Annotated in this window: 22 protein-coding genes and 1 pseudogene; 14 read left to right on the top strand and 9 right to left on the bottom strand. The window is 64.7% G+C overall.

Features of this window, described 5'->3' with window-relative positions:
• Positions 1-139: 139 nt before the first annotated feature.
• On the bottom strand, positions 140-2,548 hold the full coding sequence (ftsK, locus tag ACIGKL_RS00470; RefSeq protein ID WP_397484788.1) for a DNA translocase FtsK: 2,409 nt from the start codon (positions 2,546-2,548) through the stop codon (positions 140-142).
• A 204-nt stretch (positions 2,549-2,752) separates the two neighbouring features.
• Here ftsK and trxB point away from each other — a divergent pair, with 204 nt between their 5' ends.
• The 4 genes from trxB (at position 2,753) to infA (ending at position 5,560) form a co-directional block, all read left to right on the top strand.
• Complete coding sequence (trxB, locus tag ACIGKL_RS00475) at positions 2,753-3,703, top strand: thioredoxin-disulfide reductase (RefSeq protein ID WP_397484789.1); 951 nt, start codon at positions 2,753-2,755, stop codon at positions 3,701-3,703.
• A gap of 56 nt (positions 3,704-3,759) precedes the next feature.
• Entirely contained in the window at positions 3,760-4,440 is a 681-nt protein-coding gene (gene aat / locus ACIGKL_RS00480; RefSeq protein ID WP_397484791.1) for a leucyl/phenylalanyl-tRNA--protein transferase, read from the top strand.
• Between the two features lie 55 nt (positions 4,441-4,495).
• Complete coding sequence (locus ACIGKL_RS00485; RefSeq protein ID WP_122107817.1) at positions 4,496-5,203, top strand: arginyltransferase; 708 nt, start codon at positions 4,496-4,498, stop codon at positions 5,201-5,203.
• Between the two features lie 138 nt (positions 5,204-5,341).
• The gene (gene infA, locus ACIGKL_RS00490; protein WP_002553999.1) at positions 5,342-5,560 is read left to right on the top strand and encodes a translation initiation factor IF-1; all 219 of its coding nucleotides are present in this window, start codon (positions 5,342-5,344) and stop codon (positions 5,558-5,560) included.
• A gap of 57 nt (positions 5,561-5,617) precedes the next feature.
• On the opposite strand, the gene clpA is transcribed toward infA, so the two are convergent.
• Positions 5,618-7,888 carry an ATP-dependent Clp protease ATP-binding subunit ClpA gene (gene clpA, locus ACIGKL_RS00495; RefSeq protein WP_397484792.1) on the bottom strand — a complete coding sequence of 757 codons (2,271 nt, stop codon included), beginning with the start codon at positions 7,886-7,888 and terminating at the stop codon, positions 5,618-5,620.
• 29 nt (positions 7,889-7,917) lie between these two features.
• Entirely contained in the window at positions 7,918-8,280 is a 363-nt protein-coding gene (gene clpS, locus ACIGKL_RS00500; protein ID WP_031303861.1) for an ATP-dependent Clp protease adapter ClpS, read from the bottom strand.
• A 231-nt stretch (positions 8,281-8,511) separates the two neighbouring features.
• On the opposite strand from clpS, the gene cspD reads away from it, so the two are divergent.
• Complete coding sequence (gene cspD, locus ACIGKL_RS00505; RefSeq protein ID WP_397484793.1) at positions 8,512-8,775, top strand: cold shock domain-containing protein CspD; 264 nt, start codon at positions 8,512-8,514, stop codon at positions 8,773-8,775.
• 69 nt (positions 8,776-8,844) lie between these two features.
• Here the strand turns inward: cspD and icd are convergent, their stop codons facing one another.
• The gene (icd, locus tag ACIGKL_RS00510) at positions 8,845-10,101 is read right to left on the bottom strand and encodes an NADP-dependent isocitrate dehydrogenase (RefSeq protein WP_397484794.1); all 1,257 of its coding nucleotides are present in this window, start codon (positions 10,099-10,101) and stop codon (positions 8,845-8,847) included.
• Between the two features lie 365 nt (positions 10,102-10,466).
• Between icd and ACIGKL_RS00515 the strand changes: the two genes are divergently transcribed.
• Positions 10,467-12,695 (top strand): NADP-dependent isocitrate dehydrogenase, encoded by a 2,229-nt coding sequence (locus tag ACIGKL_RS00515; protein ID WP_397484795.1) that lies wholly within the window; start codon positions 10,467-10,469, stop codon positions 12,693-12,695.
• A gap of 111 nt (positions 12,696-12,806) precedes the next feature.
• Positions 12,807-13,247 (top strand): NUDIX hydrolase, encoded by a 441-nt coding sequence (locus ACIGKL_RS00520; protein ID WP_397484796.1) that lies wholly within the window; start codon positions 12,807-12,809, stop codon positions 13,245-13,247.
• An 83-nt stretch (positions 13,248-13,330) separates the two neighbouring features.
• On the opposite strand, the gene ACIGKL_RS00525 is transcribed toward ACIGKL_RS00520, so the two are convergent.
• Positions 13,331-13,837, bottom strand: coding sequence for a DUF1993 family protein (locus ACIGKL_RS00525; protein ID WP_397484797.1), 507 nt, complete (start codon positions 13,835-13,837; stop codon positions 13,331-13,333).
• A gap of 67 nt (positions 13,838-13,904) precedes the next feature.
• Here ACIGKL_RS00525 and ACIGKL_RS00530 point away from each other — a divergent pair, with 67 nt between their 5' ends.
• Entirely contained in the window at positions 13,905-14,264 is a 360-nt protein-coding gene (locus ACIGKL_RS00530) for an MmcQ/YjbR family DNA-binding protein (protein ID WP_397484798.1), read from the top strand.
• Here the strand turns inward: ACIGKL_RS00530 and ACIGKL_RS00535 are convergent.
• The gene (locus ACIGKL_RS00535) at positions 14,244-14,942 is read right to left on the bottom strand and encodes a DUF1294 domain-containing protein (RefSeq protein WP_397484799.1); all 699 of its coding nucleotides are present in this window, start codon (positions 14,940-14,942) and stop codon (positions 14,244-14,246) included. The two genes, ACIGKL_RS00530 and ACIGKL_RS00535, sit on opposite strands and share 21 nt — an antisense overlap.
• On the bottom strand, positions 14,939-15,769 hold the full coding sequence (locus tag ACIGKL_RS00540; RefSeq protein WP_397484800.1) for an undecaprenyl-diphosphate phosphatase: 831 nt from the start codon (positions 15,767-15,769) through the stop codon (positions 14,939-14,941). Before ACIGKL_RS00540 ends, ACIGKL_RS00535 begins: the two co-directional genes overlap by 4 nt.
• 351 nt (positions 15,770-16,120) lie before the next feature.
• On the opposite strand from ACIGKL_RS00540, the pseudogene ACIGKL_RS00545 reads away from it, so the two are divergent.
• From ACIGKL_RS00545 to ACIGKL_RS00565, 5 genes and pseudogenes are all read left to right on the top strand, one after another.
• Positions 16,121-16,807 (top strand): annotated as a pseudogene (locus tag ACIGKL_RS00545) (cache domain-containing protein); the annotation flags it as partial.
• A 123-nt stretch (positions 16,808-16,930) separates the two neighbouring features.
• Positions 16,931-17,665, top strand: a complete 735-nt coding sequence (locus ACIGKL_RS00550; RefSeq protein ID WP_397486223.1) for a methyl-accepting chemotaxis protein — start codon at positions 16,931-16,933, stop codon at positions 17,663-17,665.
• 7 nt (positions 17,666-17,672) lie between these two features.
• Positions 17,673-18,287, top strand: coding sequence for a hypothetical protein (locus ACIGKL_RS00555; protein WP_397484801.1), 615 nt, complete (start codon positions 17,673-17,675; stop codon positions 18,285-18,287).
• 52 nt (positions 18,288-18,339) lie between these two features.
• Positions 18,340-18,909, top strand: coding sequence for a nicotinamide riboside transporter PnuC (gene pnuC / locus ACIGKL_RS00560; protein ID WP_397484802.1), 570 nt, complete (start codon positions 18,340-18,342; stop codon positions 18,907-18,909).
• Complete coding sequence (locus ACIGKL_RS00565) at positions 18,906-19,457, top strand: AAA family ATPase (protein WP_397484803.1); 552 nt, start codon at positions 18,906-18,908, stop codon at positions 19,455-19,457. The genes pnuC and ACIGKL_RS00565 overlap by 4 nt, the downstream gene beginning before the upstream one ends.
• On the opposite strand, the gene ACIGKL_RS00570 is transcribed toward ACIGKL_RS00565, so the two are convergent.
• Entirely contained in the window at positions 19,425-19,892 is a 468-nt protein-coding gene (locus tag ACIGKL_RS00570; protein ID WP_397484804.1) for a DUF3429 domain-containing protein, read from the bottom strand. The two genes, ACIGKL_RS00565 and ACIGKL_RS00570, sit on opposite strands and share 33 nt — an antisense overlap.
• Before the next feature lie 71 nt (positions 19,893-19,963).
• On the bottom strand, positions 19,964-21,214 hold the full coding sequence (locus ACIGKL_RS00575) for a sigma-54-dependent transcriptional regulator (RefSeq protein ID WP_397484805.1): 1,251 nt from the start codon (positions 21,212-21,214) through the stop codon (positions 19,964-19,966).
• Between the two features lie 227 nt (positions 21,215-21,441).
• Between ACIGKL_RS00575 and ACIGKL_RS00580 the strand changes: the two genes are divergently transcribed.
• The gene (locus tag ACIGKL_RS00580; RefSeq protein ID WP_397484806.1) at positions 21,442-23,322 is read left to right on the top strand and encodes a di-heme-cytochrome C peroxidase; all 1,881 of its coding nucleotides are present in this window, start codon (positions 21,442-21,444) and stop codon (positions 23,320-23,322) included.
• Positions 23,323-23,336 lie beyond the last annotated feature (14 nt).

Consider the following 23,336-nt stretch of genomic DNA (forward strand, 5'->3'; position numbering starts at 1 on the left):
GGTTGTGAAGAAATCGTAGCGAGCGAAGGCAGGTCGCGTTTCGCCGGAGCACAGCAAGCGGAGTGTATTGAAATACATGAGCATTGCGAGCACCGCCGAAGCGCGAGATGCCGAGCGCAGTAGATTTATTCACAAATTCTCAGTCACGCGACGGCCCGGGCGCGATCACCTCGCGCGAGCCGTTGGTGTTCATCGAGCTGACCACGCCGGCCATCTCCATCGCCTCGATCATCCGCGCGGCGCGGTTGTAGCCGATCTTCAGCTTGCGCTGCACCGCGGAAATCGAGGCGCGGCGGCTTTCCATGACGAAGTTGACCGCTTCGTCGTACAGCGGGTCTTCCTCGCTGCCCTCGCCGCCTTCGCCACCACCGCCGCCCTCGAAGCCGCTGCCGGCCTCTTCGACGCCGGCGAGGATGTCTTCGATATAGTCCGGCGCGCCGCGCTGCTTCCAGGCCTCGACCACGCGGTGCACCTCGTCGTCGGAGACGAAGGCGCCGTGCACGCGGATCGGCAGGCCGGTGCCGGGCGGCAGGTAGAGCATGTCGCCATGACCGAGCAATTGTTCGGCGCCGCCCTGGTCGAGAATGGTGCGCGAGTCGATCTTGCTCGACACCTGGAAGGCCATGCGGGTCGGGATGTTGGCCTTGATCAGGCCGGTGATCACGTCCACCGAGGGGCGCTGGGTGGCGAGGATCAGGTGGATGCCGGCGGCGCGTGCCTTCTGCGCGATACGCGCGATCAGTTCCTCGACCTTCTTGCCGACGATCATCATCATGTCGGCAAATTCGTCGACCACCACGACTATGGTCGGCAGCGTCTTGAGCTGCGGCGCCTCGTCTTCCATGCTCTCGCGGCGGTACAGCGGATCGGTCAGCGGCGTGCCGGCTTCGATGGCATCTTTGACCTTGCGGTTGAAGCCGGCCAGGTTGCGTACGCCCATGGCCGCCATCAGCTTGTAGCGCCGCTCCATCTCGGCGACCGACCAGCGCAGGGCGTTGGCCGCCTCCTTCATGTCGGTGACCACCGGGCAAAGCAGGTGCGGAATGCCCTCGTAGATCGACAGTTCCAGCATCTTCGGGTCGATCATGATCATCCGCGCCTCTTCCGGCGTGGACTTGAACAGAATCGACAGGATCATCGCGTTGACCCCCACCGACTTACCCGAGCCGGTGGTACCGGCCACCAGCAGGTGCGGCATCTTGGCCAGGTCGGTGATCACCGGGCGGCCGCCGATATCGTGGCCCAGCGCCAGGGTCACCGGCGACTTGGCGTCGTCGTACTCGCTTGAGGACAGTACCTCGGAGAAGCGCACGATCTGCCGGTCTTCGTTGGGAATCTCGATGCCGACTGTGGTCTTGCCGGGAATCACCTCGACCACGCGCACGCTGACCATGGCCATCGAACGCGCCAGGTCCTTGGCCAGGTTGGAGATGCGGCTGACCTTCACCCCCGCCGCCGGCTGGATCTCGAAACGGGTGATCACCGGGCCGGGATGCACCGACTCGACCACCACCTCGACGCCGAACTCCTTGAGCTTGATCTCCAGCAGGCGCGACATGGCCTCCAGCGACTCGGGGGAAAACTGCTTCTGCTTCTTCTCGGCGACGTCGAGAATGGAAATCGGCGGCAGGCTGCCCTCGACGGCTGTATCGACGAACAGCGGCGCCTGCTTTTCCTTGAGCACGCGTTTGCTCGGCTCGGCCGCCTTGGGCGGCGCGGGCGGAGTGATCACCGGCGCCGGGCGCTTCTCGCGTTCGCTCATATGCTTGCTCAGCGACTCTTCGCGCTCGAGCAGGCGTTCCTTGACCTTGGCCTGCTCGCGGCGATCACTTACCACCGGCGCGGCCACCTCGTTGACCCGCTCGTCCAGCTCGCGCAGCTGCACTTTCATCTGCTTGCGTTCGTTGCGCGCGTTCCACCAGCCGGTGATGGCGCCGTTGATCAGCTCGATCAGGTCCAGGGTGATCTTGCCGGTCAGGTCCATCACGCGGAACCAGGACAGGTCGGTGAACACGGTCAGACCGAACAGGAACAGCGCCAGGAACAGCAAGGTGCTGCCCTGCACGTTCAGCGCATGCACGGCCAGGTCGCCGAGGCTGGCGCCGAGCATGCCGCCGCCGGAGCCCTGCATGCCGGCCGCGGCAGTGAAATGAATGTCACCCAGCGCTGCGCCGGACAGAATCAGGAATACCAGGCCGATGCTGTGCCAGGAGAACAGCCAGCCGTTCCAGTGCCAGGGCTGGTTGCGCGTACGGAACACCTGCCAGGTCTTGATGCCCAGCAGCAGCGGGAAGATGTAGGCGAAATAGCCCAGGGCGCCGAACAGCGCGCTGGACAGCCAGGCGCCGATGCTGCCGCCGGCGTTGAGGATGCGCTCGACCTGCACGCTGTTGTCCCAGGCCGGATCGGCGACGTTATAGGTCAGCAGCGTCATCAGCAGGTACAGGCACAGCGCCGCCAGGGCAATCAATGCGCCCTCCTTCAGTCGATACTGAAGTTTCTGCCGCCAGTCCGGAATCTGCGTGGTGGAATTCTTCAAAACAGCCATTTCCTGCGCCCCTGGCGCGTCCATCTGATGGTTAACCGCAGAACGCGGACATTGTACGGATTTACCCCGAGCCCGTCGCCCGCCGGCCAATCGCCAAGCTCCCGCACCCGCCCCGCTTCGGTGTAGCATAGCCGGCAGCAGCTTCCATGCGGCTCAATTGGAGCACGCATTCTCTTTTGTGACAAAGGCTTATGGGGTTTTTTTATGAGCGAAGTCAAGCATTCACGCCTGATTATCCTGGGCTCCGGCCCTGCCGGTTATAGCGCGGCCGTCTACGCCGCTCGCGCCAATCTCAAGCCCGTGGTCATCACCGGCATCCAACCCGGCGGCCAACTCACCACCACCACCGAGGTGGACAACTGGCCGGGCGACGTCGAAGGCCTGACCGGCCCGGCGCTGATGGAGCGCATGCAAAAGCATGCCGAACGCTTCGACACCGAGATCATCTACGACCACATCCATACCGCTGAGTTGCAAAGCCGCCCCTTCGTGCTCAAGGGCGACAGCGGCACCTACAGCTGCGACGCACTGATCATCGCCACCGGCGCCAGCGCCCAGTACCTCGGCCTGCCCTCGGAAGAAGCCTTCTCCGGCAAGGGCGTATCGGCCTGCGCCACCTGCGACGGCTTCTTCTACCGCAACCAGGTGGTGGCGGTGATCGGCGGCGGCAACACCGCCGTGGAAGAGGCGCTGTACCTGTCCAACATCGCCAAGGAAGTGCACCTGGTTCATCGCCGCGACAAGCTGCGCTCGGAGAAGATCCTGCAGGACAAGCTGTTCGACAAGGCCGCCAACGGCAATATCAAGCTGCACTGGAACCACACCCTCGACGAAGTGCTGGGCGATCAGACCGGCGTCACCGGCGTGCGCCTGAAGAGCACCGAGAACGGCGCTCCCAAGGAACTGCCGCTGGCCGGCGTGTTCATCGCCATCGGCCACAAGCCCAACACCGAGCTGTTCGCCGGCCAACTGGAGATGCGCGACGGTTACTTGCTGATCAAGGGCGGCAGCGAAGGCAACGCCACCGCCACCAGCATCGACGGCGTATTCGCCGCTGGCGACGTGGCCGACCACGTCTACCGCCAGGCCATCACTTCCGCCGGCGCCGGCTGCATGGCCGCGCTGGACGTCGAGAAGTTCCTCGACAGCAACTGATGCAGCCGGGCGAGCCACACCGCTCGCCCTCTCCCCTGCCCCGCCGGACACCCCGCATGCTGACCTGGCTGCAACGCGACTCCCTGGCATTCCCGCCGCTAGCCAAGGCCATGCGCGAACCCAACGGTTTGCTCGCGGCCGGCGGCGACCTCAGCGCCGATCGCCTGATCGGCGCCTACCGCCATGGCTGCTTCCCCTGGTTCCAGGACGGCCAGCCGATTCTCTGGTGGTCGCCCGATCCACGCACCGTGCTGTTTCCCGACGAGCTGCACATTTCCCGCAGCCTGGCCAAGCTGCTGCGCCAGCAGCGCTATCGGGTCAGCTTCGACCGGGATTTCGCCGCGGTAATCCGCGCCTGCGCCGCGCCGCGCGATTACGCCGACGGTACCTGGATCACCTCGAGCATGCAGGACGCCTACCTGGAGCTGCACCGCCACGGCATCGCCCATTCGGTGGAGGTCTGGCAGGGCGAGGAACTGGTCGGCGGCCTCTATGGCCTGGCCATCGGCCAGCTGTTCTTCGGCGAATCCATGTTCAGCCGCTCAGACAACGCCTCCAAGGTGGGGTTCGCCACCCTGGTCGACAAGCTGCGCCAATGGGGCTTCGTCCTGATTGACTGCCAGATGCCCACCCAGCACCTGCACAGCTTCGGCGCCCGCGCCATCCCCCGCGCGGTTTTCGCCGACTACCTGCAGCGCCATCTGGACCTGCCCAGCAGCGCGGACTGGCTCGCCTAGTCGAGCGCCAAAGCCTGACATACACTCATAGGCAAGGCTTTACCGAGACACCGCCATGACCGAGCTGGCCCGCCTGAAGTTCTACGCCACCCAGCCTCATCCGTGCAGCTACCTGCCCGAGGAACAGGCCACCACCCTGTTTCTCGACCCCAGTCAGCCCATGGACGTGCTGGTCTACGCCGAACTCTCGGAAATGGGCTTTCGCCGCAGCGGCGACCACCTCTATCGCCCGCATTGCCAGCAGTGCACCGCCTGCGTTCCGGCGCGCATCCCGGCCTCGGTGTTCACCCCCAATCGCCAGCAGCGGCGCATCCTCAAGCGCAACCAAGACATCAGCGTGCGTCCCGTGCGCCCGGCCTTCACCGAGGAGTACTACGCGCTCTACGTGCGCTACATCGAGCAGCGCCACGCCGATGGCGACATGTATCCGCCGAGCCGCGACCAGTTTTCCACCTTCCTGGTGCGCGACCTGCCGTTTTCGCGTTTCTACGAATTCCGTCTGCGCGGTCGCCTGGTGGCCATCGCCGTGACCGACCTGCTGCCCAACGGCCTGTCGGCGGTCTACACCTTCTACGACCCGAGCGAAGAGCGCCGCAGCCTCGGACGTTTCGCCATCCTCTGGCAGATCGGCGAAACCGCGCGCCTGGGACTGCAGGCCGTCTATCTCGGCTATTGGATCAAGAACTGCCGCAAGATGAACTACAAGACCCAATACCGCCCCATCGAGCTGTTCGTCAATCAGCGCTGGACCCTCCTGACCTAGAGCCTCGCGACCGCCACCGAGCAAGCTCACCCCGCCAAGCCCCTTGGCGCAGCCCCCTGTTTTCGGGCACAATGCACGCCGCTTTTGCCTGGCGCCAGTTGCACCGGGCCATTTCCTGGATACCGAGGGCTTTACTGCATGTCGAAAGAAGACAGCTTCGAAATGGAAGGCACTGTCGTCGACACCCTGCCCAACACCATGTTCCGCGTGGAGTTGGAAAACGGGCACGTCGTTACCGCGCACATCTCCGGCAAGATGCGCAAGAACTACATCCGCATTCTCACTGGTGACAAGGTGCGCGTCGAGCTGACACCTTACGACTTGAGCAAGGGCCGTATCACCTACCGCGCCCGCTAAGCCAAGCACCAAACGAAAACGCCCGGCATATGCCGGGCGTTTTCGTTGGCTTGCCGATCAGGCGACTTCCGCCGCCGTCTCGTACTCGAAGCTCGGCTCGCCGTCCTTGATGTCGATGTGCACCACACCGCCATGCTCGGCCAGCTCGCCGAAGAGGATTTCCTCTGCCAACGGACGCTTGATCTTGTCCTGGATCAGACGCGCCATCGGCCTGGCCCCCATCATCACGTCATAACCGCGCTCGGCCAGCCAACCGCGCGCCGCATCGCTGACTTCCAGGGTGACGCGCTTGTCCTCCAGCTGCGCCTGCAGTTCGGTGAGGAACTTGTCGACGATGCTCTTGATCGTCTCGTGACTCAGGCGGCCGAACTGGATGATGGTGTCCAGGCGGTTGCGGAACTCCGGAGTGAAGCTCTTCTTGATCACTTCCATGGCGTCCGTGGAGTGATCCTGCTGGGTGAAGCCGATCGACGCCCGCGCCGCGGTTTCCGCCCCGGCGTTGGTGGTCATGATCAGGATCACGTTACGGAAATCCGCCTTGCGCCCGTTGTTGTCGGTCAGGGTGCCGTGATCCATCACCTGCAGCAGCAGGTTGAAGACTTCCGGATGAGCCTTCTCGATCTCGTCGAGCAGCAGCACGCAGTGCGGCTGCTTGGTGATCGCCTCGGTGAGCAGGCCGCCCTGGTCGAAACCGACGTAGCCGGGCGGCGCGCCGATCAGCCGCGACACGGTATGCCGCTCCATGTACTCGGACATGTCGAAGCGCACCAGTTCGATACCCATGGCCTTGGCCAGCTGCCGAGCGGCCTCGGTCTTGCCCACGCCGGTGGGACCAGCGAAGAGGAAGGAGCCGACCGGCTTGTCCGGCGCCTTGAGCCCGGCGCGCGACAGCTTGATCGCGGTGGCCAGCGAGTCGATGGCGGCATCCTGACCGAATACGGTGAGCTTGAGGTCGCGCTCCAGATTACGCAGCAGCTCCTTGTCGGAGCTGGACACGTGCTTGGGCGGAATCCGCGCGATCTTGGCGACGATGTCCTCGACCTGGGCGACTTCGATACGCGGCACGCGCTTGTCTTCCGGCTGCAGGCGCTGATAGGCGCCGGCCTCGTCGATCACGTCGATGGCCTTGTCCGGCATATGGCGGTCGTTGATGTAGCGCGCGGCCAGCTCGGCCGCAGCACGCAGGGCCTCGTCGCTGTACTCGATATGGTGATGCTGCTCGAAACGCGCCTTGAGCCCCTTGAGGATGCCGTAGGTATCGTCGACCGACGGCTCGACCACGTCGACCTTCTGGAAGCGCCGCGCCAAGGCGCGATCCTTCTCGAAGATGCCGCGAAACTCCTGGAAGGTGGTGGAACCGATGCAGCGAATCTCGCCAGAGGAGAGCATCGGCTTGAGCAGGTTGGACGCATCCATCACCCCGCCGGACGCCGCACCGGCGCCGATGATGGTGTGGATCTCGTCGATGAACAGGATGGCATGCGGGCGCTTGCGCAGTTCGTTGAGCAGCGCCTTGAAGCGCTTCTCGAAGTCGCCGCGGTACTTGGTACCGGCCAGCAGCGCGCCGAGGTCCAGGGAATAGACCACGCTGTCGGCCAGCAGATCGGGCACCTGCTCGTCGACGATGCGCTTGGCCAGGCCCTCGGCGATGGCGGTCTTGCCGACGCCGGCCTCGCCGACCAGCAGCGGGTTGTTCTTGCGCCGCCGGGCGAGAATCTGCGCCACGCGCTCGACCTCGTGCTCGCGACCGACCAACGGGTCGATGCGCCCCTGGCGCGCCAGTTCGTTCAGGTTGCTGGCGTAGGCGTCCAGCGGATTGCCGGAGGCCGAGGCCTCGCCGCCCTCTTCGTCCTGCATCTCCTGGTCGTTCTCGTGATGATCGCCGTGCCCCGGCACCTTGGAGATGCCGTGGGCGATGTAGTTGACCACGTCGATACGCGCCACGCTCTGCTGCTTGAGCAGGAACACGGCCTGGCTTTCCTGTTCGCTGAAGATCGCCACCAGCACGTTGGCGCCGGTGACTTCGCGCTTGCCCGAACTCTGCACGTGGAACACGGCGCGCTGCAGCACGCGCTGGAAGCCCAGGGTTGGCTGGGTTTCGCGCTCTTCGTCGTGCTGGGGAATCAACGGCGTGGTGGAGTCGATGAACTCCTGCAAATCATGGCGCAGCTTGTCGAGATTGGCTCCACAGGCGCGCAACACGCTGGCCGCCGCCTCGTTATCCAGCAAGGCCAGCAGCAGGTGCTCGACCGTCATGAACTCATGACGCTTGGCGCGCGCCTCCTTGAAAGCCAGATTGAGGGTGACTTCGAGCTCTCGATTCAACATAGCTTCACCTCATACCCAAGTGGCCGGCATTAACCGTCCTTCTCGATCTCACAGAGTAGCGGATGCTGGCTTTCCCTCGCGTACTGATTGACCTGCATGGCCTTGGTCTCCGCGATATCACGGGTGAACACGCCACATACCGCCCGCCCCTCTGTATGGACGGTCAGCATGATCTTGGTCGCCAGCTCCCGGTTCATGCCGAAAAAAACTTCGAGCACTTCGACGACAAAATCCATCGGGGTGTAGTCGTCATTGAATAAGACCACCTTGTACATCGGTGGTGCCTGTAATGCTGGCTTGGACTCCTGAACAGCAACGCCGGAGGAATCGTCCTCATGCTCTGCCGGGTGATCCTGATTGAATGTTAGTCGAATCTGGCTACTTGCATGCATGCTGAAATCAGAGGTTCAGGGCCGGACGAACAGGGATGCTAGAGGGAGTTTGACTGACTTCTCAGCCGTCCGCCGCATAGCCTTGACTATCGGCAAAAGGGTGTTACAAACAATGAATACCCATTAGTGGGTATCAGGGGTTCCGCGCCCTCGCCCAGCCTGGTTGGTTATCGCGCGGAATCGAAGTGGATGATACTCCAGAGATGGAGTCCTTTGCAGAGGGATATCAGCATGCTCAGCGGTAAGGTCAAGTGGTTCAACAACGCCAAAGGCTATGGATTCATCCTGGCCGACGGCCGAGATGAGGACCTGTTCGCCCACTACTCGGCCATCCAGATGGAAGGTTATAAAACACTCAAGGCCGGCCAGCCGGTCCGCTTCGAGATCGTGCAGGGCCCGAAAGGACTACACGCCGTCAATATCAGTGCCGCCACCCAGGAGGCTCCTGTGGCCGTGCCCCAGGCACAGAGTACCGCTAGCACTGTCGAAGTCTGAGTATCCTGGCAAATCGCCGCGAAAAAGGCCGGTCAATTGACCGGCCTTTCTTTGTGCGACAACCCGCTGTTACATGTGCACGATCATCGCGTCGCCGAACTCCGAGCAGGACAGCAGGGTCGCCCCTTCCATCAGACGCTCGAAATCGTAGGTCACGGTCTTGGCGGCGATGGCGCCGTTGGTGCCCTTGATGATCAGGTCGGCCGCCTCGATCCAGCCCATATGACGCAGCATCATCTCGGCGGAGAGGATCACCGAGCCCGGATTGACCTTGTCCTGGCCGGCATACTTCGGCGCGGTACCGTGCGTGGCCTCGAACATGGCCACCGAGTCGGACAGGTTGGCGCCCGGTGCGATGCCGATGCCGCCGACCTCCGCCGCCAGGGCGTCGGACAGGTAGTCGCCATTGAGGTTGAGCGTGGCGATCACGTCGTACTCGGCCGGACGCAGCAGGATCTGCTGCAGCATGGCGTCGGCGATCACGTCCTTGACCACGACGTTCTTGCCGGTGCGCGGGTTCTTGAACTGCATCCACGGGCCGCCATCGAGCAGCTCGGCGCCGAATTCGTCGCGGGCGATCTCATAGCCCCACTCCTTGAAGGCGCCCTCGGTGAATTTCATGATATTGCCCTTGTGCACCAGGGTTACCGAGCTGCGGTCGTTGTCGACGGCGTACTGCAGCGCCTTGCGCACCAGACGCTTGGTGCCCGCCTCGGAAACCGGCTTGATGCCGATGCCGCACATGTCGGTGAAACGGATCTTCTTGACGCCCATTTCCTCGGTGAGGAACTTGATGACCTTCTCGGCCTCGGGGCTGCCGGCCTTCCATTCGACGCCGGCATAGATGTCCTCGGAGTTCTCGCGGAATATCACCATGTCCACGTCACCGGGTTTCTTCACCGGGCTGGGCACGCCTTCGAACCAGCGCACCGGACGCTGGCAGACGTAAAGGTCGAGTTCCTGGCGCAGGGCCACGTTGAGCGAGCGGATACCGCCGCCCACCGGGGTGGTCAGCGGGCCCTTGATCGACACCACGTAGTCGCGCACTGCTTCGAGGGTTTCCTTGGGCAGCCAGGTGTCCTGGTCGTAGATCTGGGTGGCTTTCTCGCCGGCGTAGACCTCCATCCAGGAGATCTTGCGCGCGCCGTCATAGGCTTTGGCGACGGCGGCGTCGACCACCTTGATCATCACTGGGGAAATATCCACGCCGATACCATCGCCCTCGATGAAGGGGATGATCGGGTTGTTCGGCACATTGAGCGACATGTCGGCATTGACGGTGATTTTGTCACCGCTGGCTGGCACCTGGATCTTTTGGTATCCCATGCTGGACTCCATCTTGTGGTTAGAACTGTGCGCAATCCCCCGAGAGTAGCGCAGTTGAATCGGCTGGAACCACATGTTCGTTGGTCTTATGCAACTGGGCATTCTGCGACGCGGCGTCGCAGTGATATACTGCTTAGGTGACTAACGAGTCATAAGGGGCGGCCTGTCTGGAACCGGATAACAGCCTCTTGAAACCGGCGAACGGCCACCACTGTCTGCCGGTTCGAAATGCTCGACACTCTACGGGTGCATCCAACATCACCGCGGCGAGTCCTCGACCCGACCCCGCCACCATGGGGTTCAAGCGCCTACCCGCGCAGGTCGAGTTTCTATGCGCGCTCAGCAAAGAAGAGAGTTAACCCTAAATGTCCACCCCTTCGAAGATCATCTACACCTTCACCGACGAAGCTCCAGCCCTCGCCACCTACTCGCTTCTACCCATTGTAGAAGCTTTCGCCGCATCGGCTGACATCTCCGTCGAAACCCGCGACATCTCTCTTGCTGGACGGATCCTGGCAAGCTTTGCCGACCAACTGGGCGCCGACAAGCGCATCGAGGACGACCTCGCCAAGCTGGCCGAACTGGCCACCCAGCCCGAAGCCAATATCATCAAGCTACCCAACATCAGCGCCTCGGTGCCGCAACTCAAGGGCGCCATCGCCGAGCTGCAGGCCCAGGGCTATGCCCTGCCCGACTACCCGGAAGACCCGCAGAGCGACGCCGAGAAGGAAGTCCGTGCCCGTTATGCCAAGGTACTCGGCAGTGCGGTGAACCCGGTGCTGCGCGAAGGCAACTCCGACCGCCGCGCCCCCGCCGCGGTCAAGGCTTACGCACGCAAGCACCCGCACAGCATGGGCAAGTGGAGCATGGCCTCGCAGTCCCACGCCGACTACATGCGCGGCGGCGACTTCTTCTCCAGCGAGCAGTCGATCACCATGGCCAAGGCCGGTGACGTGCGCATCGAGTTCGTCGGCAAGGACGGCAAGGTAGAAGTCAAGAAACAGCTCGCCCTGCAGGAAGGCGAAGTGTTCGACAGCATGTTCATGAGCTGCCGCAAGCTGCGCGACTTCTTCGAGAAGACCCTGCAGGACTGCAAGGAAACCGGCGTGATGTGGTCCCTGCACGTCAAGGCGACCATGATGAAGGTCTCCCACCCGATCGTCTTCGGCCACGCCGTCAGCGTTTACTACAAGGACGTGTTCGACAAGTACGGCGAGCTGTTCAAGGAACTGGGCGTCAACCCGAACAACGGCATCAGCAGCGTCTACGACAAGATCAAGGCCCTGCCCGCCTCGCAGCAGGAAGAAATCCTCCACGACATCCACGAGGTCTACGCCCATCGCCCGGAAATGGCCATGGTCGACTCGGTCAAGGGCATCACCAACCTGCATATCCCGAGCGACGTCATCGTCGACGCCTCGATGCCGGCGATGATCCGCAACTCCGGCCAGATGTGGGGCAAGGACGGCAAGCAGAAAGACACCAAGGCCGTCATGCCTGAGAGCACCTACGCGCGCATCTATCAGGAAATGATCAACTTCTGCAAAACCAACGGTGCCTTCGACCCGACCACCATGGGCAGCGTGCCGAACGTCGGCCTGATGGCGCAGAAGGCCGAAGAATACGGCTCCCACGACAAGACCTTCGAGATGACCGCCGACGGTACCATGCGCGTCGTCGCCGCCGACGGCAGCGTGCTGATGCAGCACCAGGTCGAAGCCGGCGACATCTGGCGCGCCTGCCAGACCAAGGACGCGCCGATCCGCGACTGGGTCAAGCTGGCCGTTACCCGCGCCCGCCAGTCCAATACCCCGGCGATCTTCTGGCTGGACCCGGAGCGCGCCCACGACCGCGAGCTGCAGAAGAAGGTCGAGCTGTACCTGAAAGACCATGACCTGAACGGCCTGGACATCCGCATGATGGGCTACAACGAGGCCATCCGCGTGTCCATGGAGCGTATGATCCGCGGCCAGGACACCATCTCGGTGACCGGCAACGTGCTGCGCGACTACCTGACCGACCTGTTCCCGATCATGGAGCTGGGCACCTCGGCTAAGATGCTGTCCATCGTGCCGCTGATGGCCGGCGGCGGCATGTACGAGACCGGCGCCGGCGGCTCCGCGCCCAAGCACGTGCAGCAACTGGTCGAAGAGAACTACCTGCGCTGGGATTCGCTGGGCGAGTTCCTGGCCCTGGCCGTGTCGCTGGAAGAAACCGGGATCAAGACCGACAACCTCAAGGCCAAGATCCTCGGCAAGACCCTGGACGAAGCTACCGGCAAACTGCTGGACAACAACAAATCCCCGGCGCGCAAGGTCGGCGAGCTGGACAACCGTGGCAGCCACTTCTACCTGGCGCTGTACTGGGCCCAGGCCCTGGCCGCGCAGGACGAAGACGCCGAGCTGAAGGCACGCTTCGCGCCGCTGGCCAAGACCCTGACCGAGCAGGAAGCGACCATCGTCGCCGAACTGGCGGCCGTCCAGGGCAAGCCGGTGGAGATCGGTGGCTACTACCGCTCCAACCCCGAGCTGACCAGCCAGGTGATGCGCCCCAGCAGCACCTTCAACGCCGCTCTGGCCGCGTTGAACGCCTGATAAGGGCTCGGCAATACGGATAACCCCGGCCATAGTGCCGGGGTTCTTTTTTATGGAGCAGAGCGCGCTCCTACAGAATCCTGCAAGCTGATCGTTTTTGGAGCACCCGAAATGGAGTGGCAACCCCATATCACCGTGGCCACGGTGATCGAAGATGATGGCCGTTTCCTGTTCGTCGAAGAATTCAAGGCCGGCCGCCTGGTGCTCAACCAACCGGCCGGGCACCTGGAGGCCAATGAATCGCTGCGCCAGGCCGCGCGGCGCGAAACCCTCGAAGAAACCGGCTGGGAGGTCGAACTGACCGGACTGCTCGGTGTCTACCTCTACACCGCGCCGAGCAATGGCGTGACCTACCAACGGGTGTGCTTTATCGCCCACCCGCTGCGCCACGATCCGGCCCGTGCACTGGACAGCGACATCCACGGCATCGCCTGGCTGAGCCGCGACGAACTGGCCGCGCAGCCCGAACGCTGGCGCAGCGAACTGGTGCTGCGCTGCGTGGACGATTACCAGGCCGGCATCCGCGGGTCGCTGGAGCTGGTGCGCGACTGACGGCACAAAGACGCACGCCAATGCCCGCCGGATGCCCCGACTCCAGCGCGCTGTGCACGGTCTTGCCCCCGATTGGACCAGGTTCAGGGATGACCGAGATAATCCATCTTGCCCAGCGGCACGCCGTTATGGCGCAGGATGGCGTAGGCGATGCCGAGGTGGAAATAGAAGTTGGGCAGGACGAAATTGAACAGATAGTCCTGACCGCTAAAGCGCAGTTCCAACCCGGGAAAGCTCAGGCTGACGGCGCGACTTTCGCTGCCGTCGAGCTGCTGTTCGCTGACGCTGCGCAGAAAATCGCAGGTCTTGCCGATGCGCGCCTGCAGCTCGGCGAAGCTGCTCTCGGTGTCGGCGAAGCTGGGCACCTCGATCCCCGCCAGGCGCGCCGCACAGCCCTTGACCGCGTCGCTGGCGATCTGCACCTGGCGGGTCAGCGGATACATATCCGGCGCCAGACGGGCACTGAGCAGCACCTCGGCGGCGATCTTGTGGTCGTGGGCATGCTGCTCGGCCTTGTCGAGAATCGCCGCGAGATTGCCGAGCATGCGCAGGAAAACCGGAATCGAAGCGTGGTACATGGACAGCGACATGGTGCACTCCCAGGTAGGTGGATAGACTTGCCAGCTTAGTCCTCCGCCAACCGCCCTGGAGCCGGAAATGACCCCCGATCAGATCGCCGCCTTCTGCCTGGCCCTGCCCGGCGCCCGCGAAGACCTCAAGTGGGGCAGCAACCGGGTATTTTCGGTGGCCGGCAACAAGATGTTCGCCATCCTCGATTTTCTCGGCGAAGACCTGGCGTTCAAGGTGGACGGCGAGCTGTTCCTCGGCTTCGTCGACCGCCCCGGCATCCGCCCGGCCCCGTACCTGGCACGGGCGCACTGGATCAGCATGAGCGGGCGGCAGCCGCCGCTGGGCGAAGCCGAACTGCGCCAGTTGCTCACCCGCTCGCACCAGTTGGTGGTGCGCAAGCTGGCCAAGCGCTTGCAGCCGGGGCTGCTACTGGACGAACAGCGGTAAATGGCGGGCGATATAGGCGCCATCGAGCAGCAGCCAATCGAGCCAGAACGCCTGATGAGCGGCGACGATCAGCCAGAACACCGCCTGGTAGGAAGCCTTGCGCGTCTTGTGGCGAAACAGCTGCTGGGCCAGCAGTGCACCGGGCCAGCCGCCAGCCAGTTCCACCAGGTGCAAAGTGTTCTCCGGGGTGCGCCGGCCGCCGCTCTGGGCGCTGCGCTTATCCAGCCAGTACAGCAGCACGCCGAGCAGGCTGGCCGCCAGATACAGCGGCAACACCCAAGGCCGCCCGCTGCCGAGCGACTGCAGAGCCCCCAGTAGCGGCAGCGCGCAGAGCGCGGCGAACAGCGCGAGCTTCAGCCCCCGATCGTGGAGACCGACGGCATTGCCACGCGACTCCCGCGCCGCTTCCGGCGGGCGAGGCGCCCTGGGTTGGCGACGGATCGCCGGCCGCTCCAGACTCGGCGAACCCGCCAGGCGCATATGCTCGGCGCGCGGTCGCCCTCGGGCGTCGCGCCCCTCGACATAGAGCAGGCTGTCGCCGACTTGTGGGCGCCGCTCGCCACGCATCGCCGAGATATGCGCGGACACCTCGGCACCGCCGCCCTGCGGCTGGATAAAGCCGAAGCCCTTGTCGTCGTTCCAACTGGTGAGGCGCCCCGCGCGCTCCTTGGCCATCATCCCTGCGCGGTGCTCCAGTCAATCAGCTGCAGTTGCCAGGTGGCGAGGATCAGCAGACCGAAGCCGATGCGGTACCAGGCGAACACCGCGTAGCTGTGGTTGGCGATGAACTTGAGCAGCGCACGCACGGTGAACATCGCCACGACAAAGGTGGTGACGAAGCCGATGGCGAAGGTGGGCAGGTCGCTCAGTTGCAGGATGTCGCGGTACTTGAACAGGGAATAGACGGTCGCGGCGACCATGGTCGGCATCGCCAGGAAGAAGGAGAACTCGGTGGCCGCCTTGCGCGACAGGCCGAATACCAGTCCACCGATGATGGTGGCGCCGGAGCGCGAGGTGCCGGGAATCAGCGCCAGGCATTGGGCGAAGCCGACCTTGAGGGCCAGGCTCCAGGTCATATCGTCAACCGTTTCGGCCTTGATCTCGTGCTCGCGCTTCTCTGCCCAGATCATCACGATGCCGCCCACTATCAAGGCAGTGGCCACGGTGATGGGGTTAAACAGCCAGTGCTCGATAAGGTCGGCGAAGGCCAGACCGAGGATCACCGCCGGAATGAAGGCCAGCAACAGGTTGAAGGTGAAGCGCTGCGCCTGCGGCTCGCGCGGCAGCCCGCGCACCACATCGAAGATCCGCTGGCGAAATTCCCACATCACCGCCAGGATGGCGCCCAACTGGATGATGATCTTGAACGCGGTGGCGGTCTCGCCGTTGAAGTCCAGCAGGTCGCCGACCACGATCAGGTGTCCGGTACTGGAAATCGGCAGGAACTCGGTCAGCCCTTCCACCACGCCCAGAATCAAGGCCTGCATGGCCGTCCAGATGTCCATTCTCTTCCCCCAAAACATCGCGGCGAACGCCGCACAAAGTCGATAAATCGGTACAGTCGAAGCACTGTGTCGTGCCTGGGACGCGGAGGCGCCCTAGAGGTTCCCCGCCTCCTCTAGCCCGATGCAAACTCAGGTTTTGCGCCGAGCGGCCGAAATGCTATCAGACAACTAGAGTAAAGAATGCCTCGCCGTGACCGGCAGCTCGCGCCGCCCGGCCAGGCCGCTTCGAGCCCGACAACAACAAGAATCAGGAACTCGTCCATGAACAGCTTACGTAGTCTTCCCATCAGCCGGCGCCTGTGGCTGATCCTGGTGCTGGCCATCCTGACCTTGATCCTGCTCGGCGCCTATATGCTGCGCCAGATCAATCTCGACCTGTATGCCGGCAAGGCGGAAAAGACCGAGCACGTGGTGCAGAGCGCCGCCGGCATCCTCAAGCACTACCACGGACTGGAAAGCGCCGGCAGCCTGAGCCGCGAAGAGGCGCAGAAACAGGCGATGGAGCTGATCCGCGGGCTGCGCTACGCCGGCCAGGAGTACTTCTGGATCAACGACCAGACCCCGGTGATGATCATGCACCCGACCAACCCCAAGCTGGAGGGGCAGAACCTTTCCGGCTTCAAGGATCCGGACGGCAAGGCGCTGTTCAACGAGATGGTGGCCGTCACCCGCAGCCAGGGCGCCGGCCAGGTCGACTACCGCTGGCCCAAGCCGGGCGCCAGCGAGCCGGTACCGAAGATTTCCTATGTCGAGCTGTTCCAGCCCTGGGGCTGGATCATCGGCTCCGGTGTGTATGTCGACGACGTCCAGGCGGTGTTCAAGGAGCAGGCCCTGCGCGCCCTGGGCATCGGCCTGCTGATCACCCTGCTGCTCGCCGCTCTGGTGCTGCTGATCGCCCGCAGCATCGCCCAGCCGCTGCAGGCGGCGGTGGACGCCATGGCCAATATCGCTAGCGGCGAAGGCGACCTGACGCGCAACCTCGATACCCACGGGCGCGACGAGCTGACCGCCCTGGCCAGCCATTTCAACGCCTTCACCGACAAGCTGCGCGGCGTCATCCGCCAGTTGCTCGACTCGGCCGGTTCGCTGGATCAGGCCGCGCGCTCGCTCGGCGACATTTCCAGCGAGGCGCAGCAGCACAGCCAGCAGCAGGCGCAGCAGATGGAGCTGGTGGCCACCGCGGTCAACCAGGTGACCTACGGCGTGCAGGACGTGGCAAAGAATGCCGAGCACGCCTCCAGCGAGGTGCACGCCGCCGAGGAACAGGCCACCCAGGGCCAGCAGAACATCGAGGCCAGCCTGCGCCAGATCGACCAGCTGTCGGCCACCATCGACAAGGCGGTGGCGGTGATCCAGTCGCTGGCCAGCGAAAGCACGCAGATCGGCAGCGTGCTCGAGGTGATCCGCTCGATCGCCGAGCAGACCAACCTGCTCGCGCTCAACGCCGCCATCGAGGCGGCGCGGGCCGGCGAACAGGGGCGCGGTTTCGCCGTGGTGGCCGACGAGGTGCGCCTGCTGGCGCAGCGCACGCAGCAGTCGACGGCGGAAATCCAGGGCATGATCGAACGCCTGCAGGGCAATTCCGAGGCGGCGGTCAAGGTCATCCACGAGAGCAGCCGCGCCTCGCAACTGACCGTGGAACAGGCCAGCCAGGCTGGTCAAAGCCTGGCGCAGATCGCACAATCGCTGCGCAACCTGACCGGGCTCAACGCCTCGATCGCCAGCGCCACCCTGGAGCAATCGCACGTGGTGGAAGACATCAACCAGAACGTCACCCAGACCGCCGGCCTGGCGCACAACACCGCCGAGGCCGCCGAGCAGTCCAACGCCGCCAGTCAGCACCTCAAGCAGCTGGCCGACCAGTTGGGCCGCCTGCTGGGGCAGTTCCGCGTATGAGGCCCGCATGAGCAGCATGGAGCATCAGGAGGTCGACTTCAGTCGGCCGCAGAACCAGGACCTGATCTGGGACCTGGACAGCATGGCCCGCCGCGAGCTGGCCGAGCGCTTCATCAAGCTGTTCGAGAACCGCCTGTGCGTCTATTCCGAGTCGGTGGGCCAGCTGTACACCAACTACAGCCTGCATTTTCCCAGCGACCTCGGGCGCAAGATGGTGGTGCTGCCCAACCCCTACGCCTTCCACGACACCCTGCACGGCATCGACAGCCAGGCCATACGCAAGACCGGCCTGTGCGTGCTGCCGGGCAAGGTGCTGGGCAAGCCCGGCCTACTGCTCGGCACCCAGCTCAAGGACGGCGGCCCGGCTCCCAAGACCATGGCCTTCAAGCCGGCGCTGGCGCAGATCATCAGCAACCAGAAGAAGATCGGCGACCTGTTCCTGCCGGTGCTGATCAAGGGCGATCTGCGCGAATTCGACCAGCAGATGCCCTATATCCACCTGCACCGTCTGCAACTGGCGCGCCTGCCGCGGCTGTCCAGCTTCGAACGCGAGGACATCCAGCAGACCATCACCCGCAAGCTGCTGATGCTCTATCGCCTGGCCGACAGCCTGGTGTGCTGAACGCCGGGCGGATCGCTACAATCGCTCCCCCTTTCCCTCCCGAGTAGCTTGGATGTCCTGGCTCGAACTCATCGCCGCCGGTCTCGGCATCGTCGCGGTCTGGCTGACGGTACGACAAAACCCCTGGTGCTGGCCCATCGGCTTGGTCATGGTGCTGCTCTATGCCTGGCTTTTCTTCGACTGGCGGCTGTATTCCAACCTGCTACTGCAGCTGCTGTTCGCCGGCCTGCAGCTGTACGGCTGGTGGCAATGGACCCGCGGCGGTGAGCATCACGACGGGCGCCAGGTCAGCAGCCTCAGTGTTTCCGGCCTGGCCGCGGGACTGAGCGCCGGCGCCGGCGGCGCCCTGCTGCTCGGCTACCTGATGGCCACCCACACCGACGCCAGTTCGCCCTGGCTGGACGCCACGCTTACCGCCTTCAGCCTGGTCGCCCAGTTGTGGATGGCGCAGAAGCGTCTGCAGTGCTGGGCGCTGTGGATAGTCGTGGACCTGTGCTATGTCGCCTTCTTCCTGCACAGCGCGCTGTACCTGACCGCCGGTCTGTACGCCGCCTTCACCGCGCTGGCGGTCAGCGGCTGGCTGAGCTGGCGGCGCGACCCGGCGCTGCAGGCCAGCGCATGAAGGTGCTGGTGTTGACCGGCCCCGAATCCAGCGGCAAGAGCTGGCTGGCGGCCGAGATCCAGGCGCGCTTCGGCGGCCTGGTGGTGGGCGAGTACGTGCGCCATTTCATCGAGCGGGAGCGGCGCGACACCTGCTACGCCGATATCCCGGCGATCGCCCGCGGCCAACTGGCATGGGAAGACGCCGCGCGGGCCGAGCGCCCGACGCTGCTGATTCTCGACACCCACCTGTTGAGCAACCTGCTGTGGAGCCGCTGCCTGTTCGGCGACTGCCCGCCGTGGCTGGAACAGGAACTGTGCGCGCGCCGCTACGACCTGCATCTGCTGCTCGACCCGCAGGGCGTGCCCTGGGTCGACGACGGCCAACGCTGCCAGCCGCAGCTGGCCGAGCGCCTGGCCTTCCAGCGCGCCTGCCGGCAGTGGCTGGTGGACAACCGCCAGCCGTTCTGCGAACTGTCCGGCGACTGGCCGCAACGCCGCCAGACGGCGCTGCAGCGGGTCGAGGCGCTGCTGGACTCAGCGGATCAGCACGCTGGCCCAGGCCAGTAGCAGGCTGGCGCAGACCACCAGGGTCAGCGGCGTGCGCAGCGCCGGGTACCACTGCGGCGCCAGCCCCACCTTGACCGCGTGCAGGTCGGCCAGATAGAGGCCGATAAAGGCCAAGAGGAAGATCGGCAGCGCCAGGGCCATGGGCAGGCCGCTGGCCAGCGAGGCCCAGCCGAGCAAAGGCGGAATCACCGACAGGCCCAGTTGCAGCTGGGCATTCTCGTCGGTCTCCTCCGCGCGCATGGCCAGGCCCCAGTGGATCGCGCCCATGAAGGCGAGGATCACCGCGGCAAAATCCAGCAGCGCCGCCAGCACGAAGGGCCGCCAGCCCAGCGGAATCACCCAGATCCCCAAGGCCCCGCTGACGAAGGGCACCAGCCCGGCATAGCCCAGCAACATGGCCAGTTGCGGCGGTTTCTCGGCGTCGAACGGGTGCATGGCGAACTCCTTGGCAAGATGGTGCGCCGTGCACCTTAGCAGTGTTTCGCCAGCGATACAGCCGCGACGGCTCAGCGCAGGCGGTGCTTGTGCAGCAGCCGATAGAAAGTCGGGCGGGAAATGCCCAGGCTGCGCGCCGCCTGGCTCATGTTGTTGGCGTAGCGCGCCAGCACGTCGTTGAGTGCCTGGCGCTCGGCGCGCAGGATGTAGTCGGCCAGGGTGGCGACCGCCGTGCTCTGCCCCTGCCCCGCCTCCAGGCCGAGATCGCGGGCGAGGATCTGCCGTCCCTGCGCCAGCACCAGGGCGCGCACCACCCGATTGCACAGCTCGCGCACGTTGCCCGGCCACAGGTGCTCGGCCATCGCATCGATCGCCTCGTCGCTGAACCGCCGATGGCGCCGACCGATGACCGCGCCGTAGACCTTGGCGAAATACTCGGCCAGTAGAAGCAGGTCGCCGCGGTGCTCGCGCAGCGGCGTGGTCTGCAGCTGCTGGCTGGCCAGCAGGCGGTACAGGTCGTCGCGCAAGCGACCCTGGCGCACCGCCTCCTCCAGCTCGCCGCGGCTGATGGTCAGCAGGTGCAGGCCCGGATGCGCCTGCAGGTGCTGCAGCAGGCGGCGCTGCCCGGTGCCGTCGAGCGCGGCGACACCCTCCAGCACCAGGGTGCCGGCCGCCGCCGCAGCCAGGGCGCCCTCTGCGCCGAACAAACGGGCCTCGAGCTGTGCGGCGGGCGGCGCGGCACAGTCGAAACGCAAGTAGAGCTTGCCGGCGCGCGCCGAGCGCTCGTGCAGCAGGCGCGCCAGCAGGGCCTTGCCGCTGCCGCGCTCGCCGCTGAGCAACAGCGGCGCCTCGAGCCCGGCGTAGCGCTCGATCTGCTTGCGCAGTGCGCGGGTCTGGCTGCTGTTGCCGAGAAACTGGCGGGGATGGCGCTCGCCCTGCAGGTTGCGCAGGCGCGTGGTGGCCTGCGCCTGTGCCAGCGACTCGAGCAGCGCCTCGACCTCGCACGGCAACGCATGGGCGGCGAAGAACCATTCGCCGACCAGCTCGGCGACCTCGGCCCGCGCCAGGCTCGGCCCATCGAGCAAGGCGACGCAACTGGCGGCGCTGCGCCGCAACAGCGCGAGCAACACCTGCGGCTGTCGCAGCTGCGCCTCGCCCAGGCGGATCAGCAGGACATCGCCGCGCAGACTGCCGCCCTCCTCCAGGCGGCAGCGGCGCAGTGCCCAGCCGGCGGCCTGCACGCGCGGCAGCAGGCGTTCGCACTCGTCACAGGGGTCGATCACCAGTAACTGGCGGGATGCGACGGATACAGCCTCCAACATATCCCATCCTTGGCGCCATTATTTTGTAATACCAATAAAAACAATGATTTGGCGCGCATAGCTGTAACGCTAGCAAGAACTTTGACGCCGCTTGGAACATTTCTCTATATCACTTGTTCTGGTTGGTTATGGCGAACTTTTCATAGCCGTCAAGATGGCAACTTGCCAAGCGCCTGCGGTATTGGCATAACAAGCCCATTAATAAGAACGCCACAAGGAAGTCTCTGATGCGTCTGCTCCGTCGTACCCTGAAACTCGTCCTGTTGCTGGTGCTGATCGGCCTGGCGGTGGTGCTTTATTACGTCGCCAACCCCAACCTGCCGACCTTCGAACAACCCAGCCAGCTGCATTACCTCGAGCAATGGAGCGACGAGGAACGTCAGACCTACTACTACACGCCCCAGGGCACCACGGTAAAAGGCCTGCGCTACGACTGGTTCAACGCCCTGGAAATGCCCTTCGGCAGCGCCAAGTTCGCCCGCCCCGAATACCTCGCCCGCTTCGGTTTTCTCACCGACCCGAACCAGCGCGCCACGCCCCTCAACCCCGGCAACCTGCCGGTGGGTTTCGCCCGCCACCAGGACGACGATAGCGGCGAACACTTCCTCGACATCAGCTGCGCCGCCTGCCACACCGGCGAGCTGCGTTACCAGGGCCAGGCGGTGCGCATCGACGGCGGCGCCGCCCTGCACTCGCTGGCCTCCACCGTGCCGACCCTGCGCGGCGGCGGCTTCGGTCAGGCCCTGGGCATGAGCATGGCCTTCACCTACTACAACCCGCTGAAGTTCCGCCGCTTCGCTCGCGCAGTGCTCGGCGAGCAGTACCCGCAGGGACGCGACGAACTGCGCAAGGACTTCAAGCAGGTGCTCGACCGCCTGCTGGCCACGGCGAAGAACGACTGGCACCGCGGCCTGTATCCCACCGAGGAAGGCTTCGGCCGCACCGATGCCTTCGGCCGCATCGCCAATACCGTGTTCGGCGACGCCCTCGACGAGGCCAACTACCGCATCGCCAATGCCCCGGTGAGCTACCCGCAGCTGTGGGACATCTGGAAGTTCGACTGGGTGCAGTGGAACGGCTCGGCGATGCAGCCGATGGCGCGCAACGTCGGCGAGGCGCTGGGCGTCGGCGCCAGCCTGCACCTGCTCGACGAGCAGGGCCGCGGCGTCGCCGAGGCCGACCGCTACGCCTCCAGCGTGCGCCTGCACGACCTGCATACCTTGGAAGAAACCCTGAAGCAGCTGCAGCCGCCCAAGTGGCCGCAGGCCGTCTTCGGCCAGCTCGACCTGCCGCTGGCCAGTCGCGGCAAGGCGCTGTACACGGAAAACTGCGCCTACTGCCACGCCCCCGATCCGAAGCCGCGCGACCAGCGCCTGGCACCGGCGCGCGACCCAGAATGGAAGATGCGCATCGTGCCGACCGCCATCGTCGGCACCGACCCAACCACCGCCGACAACATCGCCGACCACCGCTTCGACATCAGCCGCCTGGGCTGGACCAAGGCCGAGCTGTCGCGGCTGGATGTCCAGCTGTTCGGCGCCAGCCTCGACGAGGTCGACTTCAAGAGCATCTCCAGCGCCAAGGGCCTGGCCTATATCACCGCCTACGTGGAGAACCGCGCCTATCAGGACGCCGGCATCTCCCCTCGCCAACGCTGGCGCATGGATGGCTACGGCCTGTCCATCGGCGTGCAGGAGAAACGCGGCTACAAGGCCCGCCCGCTGGACGGCATCTGGGCCACTCCACCCTTCCTGCATAACGGCTCGGTGGCCAATCTGTTCGAGCTGCTCTCGCCAGTGTACGAGCGGCAGACGCAGTTCTGGGTCGGCAATTTCGAGTTCGACCCGGTGCGCGTCGGCTACCGCAGCGAACCTTTCCCCGGCGGCTTCCTGTTCGACACCCGCATCACCGGCAATGGCAACGGCGGCCACGAGTTCCGCGACGGCTGCCGCCAGCAGGGGGTAATCGGTCGCGCCCTGGCGCCGGAGGAGCGCCTGGCGCTGATCGAATACCTCAAGGTGCTCGGCAACGCCGAGCTGGAAAGCCGGCTCAGCAACGTGCCGGCCAAGGCCTGGGCGCCGGGGCCCGAGTGCGTGGGCCAGAACTGAACCCGATTAAGGAA

The sequence above is a fragment of the Pseudomonas sp. NPDC077186 genome, from assembly GCF_044543505.1.
Taxonomy (GTDB): Bacteria; Pseudomonadota; Gammaproteobacteria; order Pseudomonadales; family Pseudomonadaceae; genus Aquipseudomonas.